Raw genomic sequence first — 12,840 nt, forward strand, 5'->3', positions numbered from 1 at the left:
AGCAGGCGCTGAGTCAGAGCGTCAGAAATCGGCTTTCAGCACCACGCGGTAGCGGGCTTTACCGTCACGTACGTGCTGGATAGCCTCGTTGATTTGCGACATCGGGAACAGTTCGGTGGTCGGCGAGACATTGCTGCGCCCGGCAAACTTCATCAGCTTACGCAGCTCATACGGCGTACCGGTCGCCGAACCGGAGATGCTGCGATCGCCGGCAATCAGGGTAAAGGCGGGTACCGGCAATGGCTTCAACACCGCGCCGACGGTGTGGAAGTTGCCGCCGTAGGCCAGCGCTTCGAAGTAGGGTTGCCAGTCGAGATCGACATTGACAGTGTTGATAATGAGATCAAACTGGCCCGCCAGCGCGGTTAATGCCTGCGGATCGCGGCTGTTCACGACTTTATCAGCCCCCATCGCCAACACTTCTTTCTCTTTTGCCGGGTTAGAGCTAAACGCAGTGACCTCACACCCCATCGCATGCAGCAACTTAATGGCGATATGTCCCAGCCCGCCAATGCCGATCACCCCGACGCGGCTGGTGGCGGTGATATGGTGCATCAGCAGCGGTTTAAACACCGTGATACCACCGCACAGCAGCGGACCGGCGGATTCAATATCGATACTTTCCGGAAGCGGGATCACCCACTGCCAGTCTGCGCGCAGCTTCTCGGCAAAGCCGCCGCGATTGAGAATGGTTGGCACCGCCCCTTCCAGACAGTTGATCTGATTGCCGCTGATACAGGCATCGCAATGCCCACAACTGCGCGCCGTCCAGCCAATCCCCACGCGCTGGCCGATCTTCAGCCCTTTCCCTTGTGCCGCGCTGCCGAGAGCTGCCACGCGGCCAATTACTTCATGTCCGGCAATCAGGGGATATTGAGAGAATCCCCATTCGTTGTCGATCATCGACAAATCGGAATGGCAGATACCGCAGTAATCGACTTGAACCTCGACATCTTCCGGCTTGAGTTCGCCCGCATCGTATTCAAAGAGTTCGAGTTCGCTGCCCGCCTCTTTTGCGGCATAGCTTTTTATCATCGACATTATGTTTCCCTCAGTGTGGTGTTGAACAGGAAAGTGTAGAGCATGGCAAACGGCATCGCCTGGCAGAAGAGGGGATTGGGAACAGGGACAGGGGGATGTATGCTGATTTTTTCAACACTTAACGGAGAAGACACACGCTAGCGCTTGCATGGTTGCGTGCTACAGGTATAATCCACAACGTTTTCCGCATACCTCTTCAGTGCCGAAGTGGCGAAATCGGTAGACGCAGTTGATTCAAAATCAACCGTAGAAATACGTGCCGGTTCGAGTCCGGCCTTCGGCACCATTAGTACTTCCAAGACCATCCGAGAAAGTCCACCAACCCCTTTAAAATCAATGCTTGCAGCGATTTTTTCGTCCCGAGTTGTCCGAGGTAGTCCGTTGAAATCCGGATGTCATTGGGGGCATAATTGGGGGCATCTTAACTTCGATTAGAAATGTGCCCCCAAATGAAGCTCAACGCCAGACAGGTCGAGACCGCAAAGCCAAAAGACAAAACCTACAAAATGGCCGATGGTGGCGGTTTGTATCTCGAGGTTTCGACTAAGGGTTCTAAATATTGGCGGATGAAATACAGACGCCCCTCTGACAAAAAAGAGGATCGCCTCGCTTTTGGTGTTTGGCCTACAGTGACGCTTGCACAGGCAAGAGCAAAGCGAGATGAAGCTAAAAAGCTGTTAGTGCAGGGCATTGACCCAAAAGCCGAACAGAAAGAAGCTCAGGCCGAGAATTCGGGGGCATATACTTTCGAAACCATTGCTCGTGAATGGCATGAAAGTAACAAGCGATGGAGTGAAGACCATCGATCGCGCGTTCTGCGCTATCTTGAGCTTTATATTTTCCCTCATATCGGTTCGTCCGACATTCGCCAGCTCAAAACCAGCCACCTGTTAGCCCCGATTAAAAAAGTTGATGCAAGTGGTAAACATGACGTTGCACAGCGTCTTCAGCAGCGTGTCACGGCTATTATGCGTTATGCTGTACAGAACGATTATATCGACTCTAATCCAGCCAGTGACATGGCCGGTGCGTTATCGACAACCAAAGCACGACACTATCCAGCTTTACCCTCTAGCCGGTTCCCTGAGTTCCTTGCACGTCTTGCTGCATATCGTGGTCGTGTAATGACGCGGATCGCGGTCGAACTTTCCTTACTAACTTTTGTGCGTTCAAGTGAGTTACGTTTCGCGCGTTGGGATGAATTCGACTTTGATAAATCTCTTTGGCGCATTCCGGCAAAAAGAGAAGAGATTAAAGGCGTGCGTTACTCCTACCGTGGGATGAAGATGAAAGAGGAGCATATTGTTCCGCTTAGTCGGCAGGCGATGATTTTATTAGAGCAGCTTAAGCAGATTAGTGGTGATAAAGAGTTACTTTTTCCAGGAGATCACGACGCAACAAAGGTCATGAGTGAAAATACGGTGAATAGTGCTTTACGGGCAATGGGATATGACACTAAAACTGAAGTTTGCGGGCATGGATTTAGAACGATGGCGCGTGGTGCATTGGGTGAGTCGGGGTTATGGAGCGAAGATGCAATCGAACGTCAATTAAGTCATTCAGAGCGTAATAGCGTCCGGGCGGCTTATATTCATACTTCTGAACATTTGGATGAAAGGCGATTAATGGTCCAATGGTGGGCTGATTATCTTGATGCAAACAAGATTAAACCTATTAGTTCATTTGACTACGCAAAACTTCACTCTTAATCATTATGCTAATGAAAAGCCAATCTGATTATATGATTGGCTTTCTTTGCGCATCAGCTAACTACGATTTGATCTTTATTTTCTCTGGAGCGTAAATCGAGTGTATTTCCATTTAATATAGTGTCATACATTTCTTGGAGTATATCTTGGCTTGTGTTTTTATCTGTAAATCTAAATACAGAAGCTGCTACATATTCAGGTGAGAGCTCAAATGAAAGCCACTTGCGTTTTAATTGTTCAGCAGCACTTCCTGTTGTGTTTGAACCTCCAAAAATATCAACAACAAGATCACCCGGCTCAGTTAACATATTAATGAAAAACTCCGGTAATTTAGATGGGAATCGTGCTGGATGACCTTTAACACCAATTTTTTTACAACCGGATAAATATCCTCCGTTAGATTCGGAGTTGGGAATTTGCAATAGATTTGGAGGTATAGCACCGCCATTATCTTTGCCAAAGCTGCTGCTTATATCATGCCCGGATGGACGCATTTTGGGGGAATAAAATTTATTAGGGTCTTCAATAAGTTTTTTCATCCTGTCACTATACGGAACAAGAACTTTAGTTATATCAGACTTTGGCCATTCAGTTTTGCTAAACCACCAAATTGTGTTAACAGAATCTTTAACACGCAACTTTCTTTTGTTAACCCACTCAATAGGGCTTGGTAGTTTTGAAGGATTAAACCAATAGAAATCCTCGGCCAGATGGAATCCAACCTCATCAATCATCCTTATCAAAACTCGGAAGTTGTAAACACTTCTAACAGGTACGCCTTTCATGTAAGCGCCACCAAAATCGACGACAAAGCTACCATCATCTTTTAGCTTCTTAAAAACCAACTCGCCAAATTTTAAAAACCAATCGATGTACTGTTCTTGATCGTGATTTCCATATTCTTTCTTACGCTGTAAAGCGAAAGGTGGGCTTGTCATCACTAAATTTAGGCTGTTGTCGGGCATCGATTCAAGCATTTCAAGCGAGTCAGCAATGTACATTGCACCCAAATCTGTTTTGTACGCAGGTTTTTTATCGTCGAACATCATAACTGCTACTCATAGTCTGTAGATCTATTGTCATCAAGGCTGCATTGTCTCGCGAATGGAACGAAAGATAAACCCCTCAAGAGCAAGAGTGATTTTTGCCCATAACATCAGGAAGTTAAGGGAGAGACAAGGTCTGTCTCAAGAAGCCCTGGCTGACTTGGCAGGCTTGCATAGGACTTACATCGGGTCAGTAGAGCGATGTGAAAGAAACATTTCTATTGATAATATCGACCGAATTGCTTCAGCCCTTGGTGTCTCTCCTAGTTCACTACTGGAGAATAATCAGGTATGAAATTTGAGTTGCATCAAGATTGGTCAAATTTAATTGCACTTTGGCCTCAGGTTGAAGAATATCAACGGTTGGCTAATAAGCACGGAATCAATGATATATTCCAAGATAATGGAGGAAAACTTCTACAAGTTCTTTTACTTCTAAGTCTTAAAGTTCTTCCTGGGCGAGAAGGTAATGATGCAGTAGATGTCACTGGTACCGAGTTTGAATTAAAATCAGTTAATGTTGAGCTAACCAAGAGTTTTTCAACTCACCATCATATGAACCCAACAATAATTGCGAAATATAGACAAGTTCCATGGGTGTTCGCAATTTATAGTAACATCACTATTCGTTCAGTTTATTTACTCATGCCTGATGATTTGGAAGTCTTCTATGATAAATGGGAGAGACAATGGCATGAAAGGGATGGTAAAGACATAAACAATCCTAAAATACCGGTTAAGTATGTTATCGAGTATGGTAAATTGCTTTGGTCAAATGCTACTCCAGAAGAATTACTTTGGACTCCTGAAATCGAAGAACAAATCGATCTTGGGGGATTTGAAGCGGAAAATTAATAAGTTAGTATTAATTAGCCGCGCGCAATGCTCTCCCCGCCACGCCTGCCCGCTTTATAGGGCAGTTTTCATGCAGTTGCATGAACCGGCACAGACCGCGCCGGTACTGGTGTTGCGAGGGATAAAAAATACGGGGATTTGCATGCAAAACCATGCACCTTATGGAAGCATGGCTTTTTTCGGGAAAAATAGCAGAATTTTCGGTGATTTTTTTGCGTGCTACCGTGCGGCCAGTTCTGCACGTCGGCGGGTGTAAATCAGGTTCTGTGCCGGGGTGAATTTCTTGCGATTATCATCCCGCGAAGCCGCATCGGGCCTGAATCCGATGGCCGTTAAAATATCGCTGTCCTGCGCGGAATAATTAATTTTTTCACCTGCGGCCAGCCACACCGACAGGGCTTCACGCAGATAATCAACCGAGTGCTGCATGGCGCTCTGTTTTACTGCGGGAAGCTGTTCGTGATATCCCATCAGCTCAGGTGCCAGCGTGGCGGCCAGCTCCGCGCCGTGCTGCTGCATAAAGTCATGGAGACGCTTGCGGATGCTGATGTGCTGCACCTCCTCATGTGAGCGGATATAGCGACCGGCGGCCTGATTAATTTCCCATTTTTTCACATCGATATTGTCGCGCAAATCCTGCATTCTGCGCGGGATTTGTTCGTCACCGGCAAGGAGCTGTTCACGGTATTCCCGTTCAAGGTCTGCAAGTTCGGCTTTACGTTTCAGCCAGGTATTTTTGTTCGTCTGACAGGCCTCAAAGGCCTGCTGTATGGTCACAGTGGTCACGAGTCTCTCTCCTGATTAATGCCGGAACGGCGAGCTGTAGCAGCCCTGTACTTTACGCGGCGGCGGTGGCGTCACCGGGGCGGGGGCGGTTTTTTCCGGTGCGGCACGTATCACACCGTCAACCGACTCGATGGTGCGGAAAGTGGCCGAACATTCGATATTGGTACACTGGTGATAACGCTGTTTGACGTTTTCCGACAGATACCGGCTGGTACGGACGTGCGCGGTCTTTTTGCAGAACGGACAGTGAAACATAATTCAGCCCTCTGCCTGTTCGTGGTCTTCTGCGGCCAGTTCAGCGGCAAGCTTCATCCGTCTGGCCGGGCTTCTTAACAGCGCCATATCAACACCGGTTATGACCGGGCGATTCATGCCCGTTACGGACAGGACCGGCTCCTGCTCCATATCAAAATGATACAGGGCTGACTGCATATTCAGGGCATCACCCAGCTCGCGGGTCACGGTCGCACGCGGCGAGGTTTCTCCACTCATTTCCAGCGACCGTATACGCAACAGAAAGGCACGTAACAGTGCAGGGTTGATACCGGTCAGCGCCTTCTTCCACTCACTGTTGGCGTAGGTAGTGAACGCTTTTTCATGGGCGCTGATATAAGCCGTACCGGAGGAGCATGCGCCAAGCATGGCGTGGCTTTTGTCTTTCTCCAGCTCGGTAATCAGACCGGTGAACTCATCAGCCAGTTCGCGGCTGGCGATACGTTTGCTGTGTTCAGCTTTCAGTTCAGGAGTGAGGTTGCCGCGCAGAGTTCGAAAGCGGCTGCGCCAGTCCTGTTCGGCCTGTGCGCTTTCACTGAGGGCGGTCTGTCGTTCCTGCTCACAACGCTGAATGGAAGCCTCAATGTCGCTGAGTTTACCCATGCTGGCCGAGTGTGCGTCTTTTGCTTCGTTAAGTGCGGCCAGCGCACCGGCAATACGTTGTTCCGCGCCTTCATCCTGTTTACTGATAACGGTCTGCATGGCTTTGATAATGAGTTCGGGTTTCATGTTCAGGTTCTCCGTATGTTCAACCTGAAATGATTCTGACGCCTCCTGCACAACAACACGATTCATTGCCGTTGTCAGAGTGCTGGCACAAACAGACCTTAAAATCAGGCTGGCCAGAGAAAGGTCGCAGGAAAACCTTACTCACCGTTTGTTTTTTTACTTATAACTATTCACTACTGTTCACCTTAAGAAAAAAGACAATTAATACAGTAAGATAAGTGGTGAACAGTTAGGGGGCTGACTGTTCACCGTCTGTTCACCACTGTTCACCCTCCCCTTTTTCAGTCAGCCAATCACTTAGACTTTTTAACGATTAAAAAGTGAAAATATATAAATAAAAGTAATCATGAATAGGCCATCAGTTTGCCAACAATTACCAAAAGATTGCCAACGATTACCACTGTATAAAAATCGTTCTGTTGTGTGGTGAAGCACTACAAAATGACTTGTTGCCCTGAGGGAAAATATTCACAAAATAGAGAGCTACCCGAAGCCGGACGGACACGACCGGCACTGTATGGACTTTGTGAGGTAGCCCGATGCACACCGCTTTTTCTTCCCCGTCTTCTGCCCCTGCCGCGCCGCTGATGCCGGTTTCTGATACCGTTCACGAGCGCTTTATCCGTCTGCCTGAAGTGATGCATCTGTGCGGCCTGTCCCGCTCGACCATTTACGACCTCATCAGCCGGGAAGCTTTCCCGAAACAAATCTCCCTCGGTGGGAAAAACGTGGCGTGGGCGCAGTCTGAAATCACCGCATGGATGGCGGATCGCATTGCCGAGCGCAACCGGGGCTATGACGCATGATGACAACCACTCAGCAAACAGCCCCTTTTTCTGGCTTGCTTCTTTTCGCCGTTTCCAGGTATAGTTTTCCCGCTGTCGCAAAATCGGCAGCCGGGCGTAGGAACCCGTGTAATTCACAGGCGACAACAGACGCGCCATGCGTCTTTTTTTACGTCGTTGCTCAGGCACACCCATTTTTCGGGCTGTGGTGCTTATTCCATAGCCCCTGTCAGATAATGGTGGTCCGGGCGGGGCAGCTTTCGGGCTGGCCGGTATTCTGTGAAGCCGGTATTCCTACCCCCGTTCGGGTCACCACCCATGAGCGTAGGAACTCCGGTGGTGGCAATAACCGCTATTCACAGGAGGTTGCCGCTATGGCTACGACCCTCACCCCGTCACACCCGCAGTTTGTCTTTGTGTTTGCCGCCGTTCGTCGCGCAGACCGTAAACCCCGTATTTGCCTGCTCCGCACCGTTGCCGGTGATGAACACGCTGCACGCCTTTCTCTCGTTCGCGATTACGTCCTCTCGTTTGCTGGCCGCCTGCCGGTTGCGGAGGTGCGCGCATGAGACACACCACTATTACCGCCCGTGACCTCGAATGTCTGGAGCATATGCGCAACGTCGGCCAGCTCGTCGGCGACCTGATACAGGTGCAGGACTGCGCCACCGTTCGTCGTGACCCGGCGCAGCACTTACAGCTCACCTCCGTGATTTACCTCATGACCGCCCAGCTCGACGGTGTGGTCGAACGCTGCAATCAGCAGTGGCTGACCGGGGAGGGTAACGTATGAAAAAGCCATTACCGCCCGTATTACGTGCCGCGCTGTATCGTCGCGCCGTGGCCTGTGCCTGGCTGACCCTGTGCGAACGCCAGCACCGCTACCCGCACCTCACCCTCGACGCGCTGGAAAGCGCCATTGCCGCCGAGCTGGAGGGCTTCTACCTGCGCCAGCACGGCGAGGAAAAAGGCCGCCAGATTGCCTGTGCACTGCTGGAAGATTTAATGGAAGCCGGACCACTCAAAGCCGCCCCGTCGCTGTCCTTTCTCGGGCTGGCCGTGATGGATGAGCTTTGCGCCCGTCATATCACGTCGCCGGTACTGCACTGAGGGAGAAAATAACGATGAAAATGAACGTAACAGAAACCGTAAAACAGGCGTGCGGCCACTGGCCGCGCATTCTCCCTGCGCTGGGTGTGAAGGTGATTAAAAACCGCCATCAGGCCTGTCCGGTGTGTGGCGGCTCTGACCGTTTCCGCTTTGACGATAAAGAAGGGCGCGGGACGTGGTTCTGCAATCAGTGTGGCGCAGGTGACGGGCTTAAGCTGGTAGAGAAAGTGTTTGGCGTGACCCCGTCAGAAGCTGCCGGGAAGGTGAACGCCGTGACAGGCAATCTGTCGCCGGTTGCCCCGGAAGTGATTGCGGCCGCAGAGGCCGAAACTGTGGCCGACCGCAAAGCGGCGGCCGCGCTGGCCGTCAGGCTCATGGAGAAAACCCGACCGGCCACCGGCAATGCCTACCTCACCCGCAAGGGTTTCCCCGACCGGGAATGTCTGACGCTCATCGTCATGCATAAAACCGGCGGCGTGACGTTCCGCGCCGGTGATGTGGTTGTCCCGCTGTATGAGGATACCGGCACACTGGTTAACCTTCAGCTTATCAATGCTGACGGTCTCAAACGCACCCTGAAAGGCGGTCAGGTCAAAGGTGCATGTCATGTCATCGAAGGGAAAAAACAGGCCGGAAAACGCCTGTGGATTGCGGAGGGTTATGCGACCGCACTCACCGTCCATCACCTGACCGGGGAAACCGTCATGGTGGCGCTGTCCTCCGTGAACCTCCTTTCTCTGGCGAGCCTTGCCCGTCAGAAGTACCCGGCCTGTCAGATTGTCCTCGCCGCTGACCGTGACCTTAACGGCGACGGCCAGAGTAAAGCCGTAGCGGCCGCTGGAGCGTGTGAGGGCGTTGTTGCCCTGCCTCCGGTGTTCGGTGACTGGAATGATGCGTTTATGCAGAAAGGTGAAGAGGCCACCCGGAAAGCCATTTATGACGCCATCCGGCCACCGGCGCAAAGCCCGTTTGATAACATGAGCGAGGCGGAATTTACCGCCATGAGCGCCAGCGACAAGGCTCTGCGGGTGCATGAGCATTACGGCGAAGCGCTGGCGGTGGATGCGAACGGCCAGCTCCTGTCCCGCTATGAAAACGGTATCTGGAAAAATATCCCGGCAGCCACTTTTTCACGGAATGTGGCTGACTTATTCCAGCGCCTGCGCGCCCCGTTCTCATCCGGGAAAATTGCCTCGGTGGTGGAGACCCTGAAACTGATTATTCCGCAGCAGGAGGCACCGGCACGGCGTCTGATTGGTTTTCGCAACGGGGTGCTCGATACCCAAAGCGGCATATTCAGTCCACATCATAAATCGCACTGGCTGCGCACGCTGTGCGACGTGGATTTTACCCCGCCGGTAGAAGGCGAAATGCTGGAGACTCACGCGCCGAATTTCTGGCGCTGGCTCGACCGGGCGGCCGGTAAAAATCCACAAAAACGCGACGTGATTCTGGCCGCGCTGTTTATGGTGCTGGCGAACCGCTACGACTGGCAGCTCTTTCTCGAAGTCACCGGTCCCGGCGGGAGCGGCAAAAGTATTCTGGCCGAAATTGCGACCCTGCTCGCCGGGGAAGATAATGCCACGTCTGCCGATATCGACACGCTGGAAGACCCGCGCAAGCGTGCATCCCTGATTGGCTTCTCGCTTATCCGTCTGCCTGACCAGGAAAAATGGAGCGGTGACGGCGCAGGGCTTAAGGCCATCACCGGCGGCGATGCGGTCTCGGTTGACCCGAAATACCAGAACCCCTATTCCACGCATATTCCGGCGGTGATTCTGGCTGTGAACAATAATCCCATGCGCTTCACCGACCGCAGCGGCGGTGTGTCACGTCGCCGGGTGATTATTCACTTCCCGGAGCAGATTGCCCCGGAGGAACGCGACCCGCAGCTCAGGGATAAAATTGCGCGCGAGCTGGCCGTGATTGTGCGCCAGCTTATGCAGAAATTCAGCGCCCCTATGACCGCCCGCGCACTGCTCCAGTCGCAGCAGAACTCCGACGAGGCGCTCAGCATTAAGCGCGATGCTGATCCGACGTTTGATTTTTGCGGTTATCTGGAAATGCTCCCGCAGACCAACGGGATGTTTATGGGGAATGCCAGCATCATCCCGCGTAATTATCGTAAATATCTCTATCACGCGTATCTGGCCTATATGGAGGCTAACGGGTACAGGAACGTGCTCAGCCTGAAAATGTTCGGGCTGGGGCTGCCCATGATGCTGAAAGAGTACGGCCTGAATTATGAGAAGCGGCACACCAAGCAGGGGATACAAACCAATCTGTCGCTGAAAGAGGAAAGCTACGGCGACTGGCTGCCGAAGTGCGACGACCCCGCAGCAACATAACCTCACTCAGACCGGCAACAGCCGGTCTTTTCTTTTATGGCCATTGCCGAAAGCTGAACAATGTGCTGCTCACTCTTTCTCGGTTGATTTAATATTATCTCATTGATATTATTGTTTTTAATATGATTTTAGTGGTAAGTGCATCCCTTAAAATCGTAAATTCTTTAATAATGTTGAGAGAATCAAGGAAATCACGCTACTATTTGTGTCTAATACTATTGGTTTTTGGCTAAAGGTGCGTGAGTGAGATTGGTGTTGAAATGAGCAATAATAAAAATATTGGACAGCTATTTACAAGTCAGGCTATTAATGCTGTTGCAGATGGCGATTTTTCCTTACTCCATGAGTTAATAGGTAATGTTTTAACTCCTAAATTTTTTCCTGTTAAAGTATCCGAAATATTCGATATAGCATTTAAGAAATTATCACATGAATATAAATCAGAATATTTTTTCAAAAATATTATAGCAAACGAAGTATTTTTGAAAAAACATAAAAAAAATGAAGCTGTAATGCTTTCTGAATTTCGAGTTGGAACAAATAAAGCTGATTGTGTAATATTAAATGGATTATCAACTTGCTATGAAATAAAAACGGAGTTAGATAATCTAAAGAGATTGCCAGAACAATTAGATTCATACATAAGCTTATTCGATAAAGTTTATGTTGTAGCAGCAAAAACTCACATCGAAAAAATAAAACTAATCGTTCCAGAAGCTGTTGGTATCATTGAACTCACAGATAAAAATAAGCTGGAAGAAATTAAACCTGCGTTAACCATCAATTCTGAAATTAATCCAAAATTAATGATTGGTTCAATGAGAATTGCAGAATATAAATTTATGGCAGAGGAAATATCAGGGGATAAAATTAACCTACCAAACATGGATGTATATTCTTTCTGCTTAGAAATATTTGAGAACACAGATTCTTATACCCTAAGAAAACACTTTCGTAACTCGCTGAAAAAACATAGGGCTAATGATATTAGCTTCATTAATACGCTACCTAGATCACTAAAATCATCGGCAATTAGCTATAGTATTACTCAGACTCGTCAGAGATCGCTGACAAAAATACTATCAAGCTACATTGAAAAGGATGATATATGTACTTCCCTTTACTGAGAGGTAAGCAGTACGAGTTGATAGCATTAAAAGAGTTATCAACTATTGTTCCTAACGATCTTTTTAAACCGATAATTGAACCCGTACGAAAAAATCTCAAACAGCTCGAAGTTGCAGTTAAGTTATTGAATAAAAACAAAATTATACCAATTATAATTGTTAACTCTGAAATAGGTGAATTAAAAGGTAATACAAATAATTTTATTAACAATCTATATAATATTAAAGGAATATCATTCATGCCGTGTATTAAATACATTGATGATATTCAAGAATTTGATAGATTGAATGGTATTATAAATGGTGAGAAAGCATCCTATGTTGAGAGTGGGGTAACCAAAGAGCTAGTTTCTCGTTTAAAAGTGTTTTCTATTAACATTATACCTGAAGGTTCTCCTAATATTGTTTTACAGCAGTTATCCAATATAGTATTAATGGATGATCCCTTTAAAAAGAAAAAAAGGAACGCTGACTATCCTTCTAATTCATATTTTTCGGACTTGCATGTAAGGTATTCCGGAGTTCATAATTCAGTAATTGGTTTTGGTGATTTTAATATTGCGGGTTCAGATTACGCTGAGTCTGGCGGCCCTGCATACGTAGTGACTATTCATGTGAGCTATCTAGATAGTAATGAATTTGACGCTATGTCAGTTAGACATTTTTCTTCTGTAGATGATGGAACTCCTTCGAATCCATCAGGCAAATTCCAGCAAGCTTTAGAAAAACTTGTATTGCACGATCAAAATTTTCCTAAATTTTTTGATAATACATCAGGCCTAAGAGGGTTCAAATCATTGCATGCGCGAAGACATTACCCTGGATTAGGTCAGGTTAAACAATTGTCAATGCAACATCATATTGAAACGATCTGTAACTTCATCGCAGTCTAGTTTTGTAATATATTTATAAATATGTGTATGATAGTGACTATCATAATAGGATTTATCATCATTTCAATACATTAACTGCTAATCATGATCCTTGTTGAGTGCGGGATGAATTATGAAAAGCTGATTACAAAACAGGCA

The 12,840-nt window shown here is 48.3% G+C and carries 15 protein-coding genes and 1 tRNA gene; 11 read left to right on the forward strand and 5 right to left on the reverse strand.

From position 1 onward, the window contains the following. Nucleotides 1–21: 21 nt before the first annotated feature. Nucleotides 22–1,041 (reverse strand): NADPH-dependent aldehyde reductase Ahr, encoded by a 1,020-nt coding sequence (ahr, locus tag I6L53_RS02925; RefSeq protein ID WP_042321759.1) that lies wholly within the window; start codon nt 1,039–1,041, stop codon nt 22–24. Between the two features lie 201 nt (nt 1,042–1,242). On the opposite strand from ahr, the gene I6L53_RS02930 reads away from it, so the two are divergent. Together I6L53_RS02930 and I6L53_RS02935 are read left to right on the forward strand one after the other, a co-directional pair. Beyond that, nucleotides 1,243–1,327, forward strand: a tRNA-Leu gene (locus I6L53_RS02930). Nucleotides 1,328–1,490: 163 nt separating this feature from the next. Beyond that, nucleotides 1,491–2,750, forward strand: a complete 1,260-nt coding sequence (locus I6L53_RS02935; protein WP_042321761.1) for a tyrosine-type recombinase/integrase — start codon at nt 1,491–1,493, stop codon at nt 2,748–2,750. A 53-nt stretch (nt 2,751–2,803) separates the two neighbouring features. Here the strand turns inward: I6L53_RS02935 and I6L53_RS02940 are convergent, their stop codons facing one another. Next, nucleotides 2,804–3,799, reverse strand: a complete 996-nt coding sequence (locus I6L53_RS02940; protein ID WP_000970946.1) for a DNA-methyltransferase — start codon at nt 3,797–3,799, stop codon at nt 2,804–2,806. Between the two features lie 55 nt (nt 3,800–3,854). Between I6L53_RS02940 and I6L53_RS02945 the strand changes: the two genes are divergently transcribed. Both I6L53_RS02945 and I6L53_RS02950 read left to right on the forward strand, forming a co-directional pair. Further along, the gene (locus tag I6L53_RS02945; protein WP_010376679.1) at nt 3,855–4,091 is read left to right on the forward strand and encodes a helix-turn-helix domain-containing protein; all 237 of its coding nucleotides are present in this window, start codon (nt 3,855–3,857) and stop codon (nt 4,089–4,091) included. After that, nucleotides 4,088–4,651, forward strand: coding sequence for a PDDEXK family nuclease (locus tag I6L53_RS02950; RefSeq protein WP_042321763.1), 564 nt, complete (start codon nt 4,088–4,090; stop codon nt 4,649–4,651). The genes I6L53_RS02945 and I6L53_RS02950 overlap by 4 nt, the downstream gene beginning before the upstream one ends. 219 nt (nt 4,652–4,870) lie before the next feature. On the opposite strand, the gene I6L53_RS02955 is transcribed toward I6L53_RS02950, so the two are convergent. Genes I6L53_RS02955 through I6L53_RS02965 form a run of 3 tightly spaced genes read right to left on the reverse strand, consistent with a single transcriptional unit; the run spans nt 4,871 to nt 6,439 of the window. Beyond that, nucleotides 4,871–5,437 (reverse strand): phage polarity suppression protein, encoded by a 567-nt coding sequence (locus I6L53_RS02955; protein ID WP_042321766.1) that lies wholly within the window; start codon nt 5,435–5,437, stop codon nt 4,871–4,873. Between the two features lie 15 nt (nt 5,438–5,452). Then, a complete protein-coding gene (locus I6L53_RS02960) occupies nt 5,453–5,692 on the reverse strand; it encodes an STY4826 family bacteriophage gene regulatory protein (RefSeq protein WP_001661919.1) in 240 nt (79 codons plus the stop codon). Between the two features lie 3 nt (nt 5,693–5,695). Beyond that, nucleotides 5,696–6,439: a hypothetical protein gene (locus I6L53_RS02965; RefSeq protein ID WP_042322701.1), complete on the reverse strand. Its 744-nt coding sequence runs from the start codon at nt 6,437–6,439 to the stop codon at nt 5,696–5,698. A 539-nt stretch (nt 6,440–6,978) separates the two neighbouring features. Here I6L53_RS02965 and I6L53_RS02970 point away from each other — a divergent pair. The 7 genes from I6L53_RS02970 to I6L53_RS03000 all read left to right on the forward strand — a co-directional run bounded on the left by I6L53_RS02970 (nt 6,979) and on the right by I6L53_RS03000 (nt 12,702). Then, on the forward strand, nt 6,979–7,245 hold the full coding sequence (locus I6L53_RS02970; protein ID WP_000556587.1) for a helix-turn-helix transcriptional regulator: 267 nt from the start codon (nt 6,979–6,981) through the stop codon (nt 7,243–7,245). Beyond that, on the forward strand, nt 7,242–7,793 hold the full coding sequence (locus I6L53_RS02975; protein WP_072015729.1) for a host cell division inhibitor Icd-like protein: 552 nt from the start codon (nt 7,242–7,244) through the stop codon (nt 7,791–7,793). Before I6L53_RS02970 ends, I6L53_RS02975 begins: the two co-directional genes overlap by 4 nt. Beyond that, entirely contained in the window at nt 7,790–8,017 is a 228-nt protein-coding gene (locus I6L53_RS02980) for a hypothetical protein (RefSeq protein ID WP_042321772.1), read from the forward strand. The genes I6L53_RS02975 and I6L53_RS02980 overlap by 4 nt, the downstream gene beginning before the upstream one ends. Then, nucleotides 8,014–8,334 carry a DUF5375 domain-containing protein gene (locus tag I6L53_RS02985; protein ID WP_000743146.1) on the forward strand — a complete coding sequence of 107 codons (321 nt, stop codon included), beginning with the start codon at nt 8,014–8,016 and terminating at the stop codon, nt 8,332–8,334. Before I6L53_RS02980 ends, I6L53_RS02985 begins: the two co-directional genes overlap by 4 nt. A gap of 14 nt (nt 8,335–8,348) precedes the next feature. After that, nucleotides 8,349–10,682, forward strand: a complete 2,334-nt coding sequence (locus I6L53_RS02990) for a primase-helicase zinc-binding domain-containing protein (RefSeq protein ID WP_042321775.1) — start codon at nt 8,349–8,351, stop codon at nt 10,680–10,682. A 239-nt stretch (nt 10,683–10,921) separates the two neighbouring features. Then, nucleotides 10,922–11,809 (forward strand): sce7726 family protein, encoded by an 888-nt coding sequence (locus I6L53_RS02995; protein ID WP_001672564.1) that lies wholly within the window; start codon nt 10,922–10,924, stop codon nt 11,807–11,809. Then, complete coding sequence (locus tag I6L53_RS03000; RefSeq protein WP_000273847.1) at nt 11,791–12,702, forward strand: sce7725 family protein; 912 nt, start codon at nt 11,791–11,793, stop codon at nt 12,700–12,702. The genes I6L53_RS02995 and I6L53_RS03000 overlap by 19 nt, the downstream gene beginning before the upstream one ends. Nucleotides 12,703–12,840: the final 138 nt, after the last annotated feature.

The sequence above is a fragment of the Citrobacter farmeri genome, assembly GCF_019048065.1.
Lineage (GTDB): Bacteria > Pseudomonadota > Gammaproteobacteria > Enterobacterales > Enterobacteriaceae > Citrobacter_A > Citrobacter_A farmeri.

What these genes read in the sequence shown, in the direction of transcription:
- I6L53_RS02970 (WP_000556587.1), top strand. Translation starts at nt 6,979, where the DNA reads ATGCACACCGCTTTTTCTTCCCCGTCTTCTGCCCCTGCCGCGCCGCTG.
- I6L53_RS02975 (WP_072015729.1), top strand. Translation starts at nt 7,242, where the DNA reads ATGATGACAACCACTCAGCAAACAGCCCCTTTTTCTGGCTTGCTTCTT.
- I6L53_RS03000 (WP_000273847.1), top strand. Translation starts at nt 11,791, where the DNA reads ATGTACTTCCCTTTACTGAGAGGTAAGCAGTACGAGTTGATAGCATTA.
- I6L53_RS02965 (WP_042322701.1), bottom strand. Translation starts at nt 6,439, where the DNA reads ATGAAACCCGAACTCATTATCAAAGCCATGCAGACCGTTATCAGTAAA.
- I6L53_RS02940 (WP_000970946.1), bottom strand. Translation starts at nt 3,799, where the DNA reads ATGATGTTCGACGATAAAAAACCTGCGTACAAAACAGATTTGGGTGCA.
- ahr (WP_042321759.1), bottom strand. Translation starts at nt 1,041, where the DNA reads ATGTCGATGATAAAAAGCTATGCCGCAAAAGAGGCGGGCAGCGAACTC.
- I6L53_RS02980 (WP_042321772.1), top strand. Translation starts at nt 7,790, where the DNA reads ATGAGACACACCACTATTACCGCCCGTGACCTCGAATGTCTGGAGCAT.
- I6L53_RS02950 (WP_042321763.1), top strand. Translation starts at nt 4,088, where the DNA reads ATGAAATTTGAGTTGCATCAAGATTGGTCAAATTTAATTGCACTTTGG.
- I6L53_RS02945 (WP_010376679.1), top strand. Translation starts at nt 3,855, where the DNA reads ATGGAACGAAAGATAAACCCCTCAAGAGCAAGAGTGATTTTTGCCCAT.
- I6L53_RS02990 (WP_042321775.1), top strand. Translation starts at nt 8,349, where the DNA reads ATGAAAATGAACGTAACAGAAACCGTAAAACAGGCGTGCGGCCACTGG.
- I6L53_RS02985 (WP_000743146.1), top strand. Translation starts at nt 8,014, where the DNA reads ATGAAAAAGCCATTACCGCCCGTATTACGTGCCGCGCTGTATCGTCGC.
- I6L53_RS02960 (WP_001661919.1), bottom strand. Translation starts at nt 5,692, where the DNA reads ATGTTTCACTGTCCGTTCTGCAAAAAGACCGCGCACGTCCGTACCAGC.
- I6L53_RS02935 (WP_042321761.1), top strand. Translation starts at nt 1,491, where the DNA reads ATGAAGCTCAACGCCAGACAGGTCGAGACCGCAAAGCCAAAAGACAAA.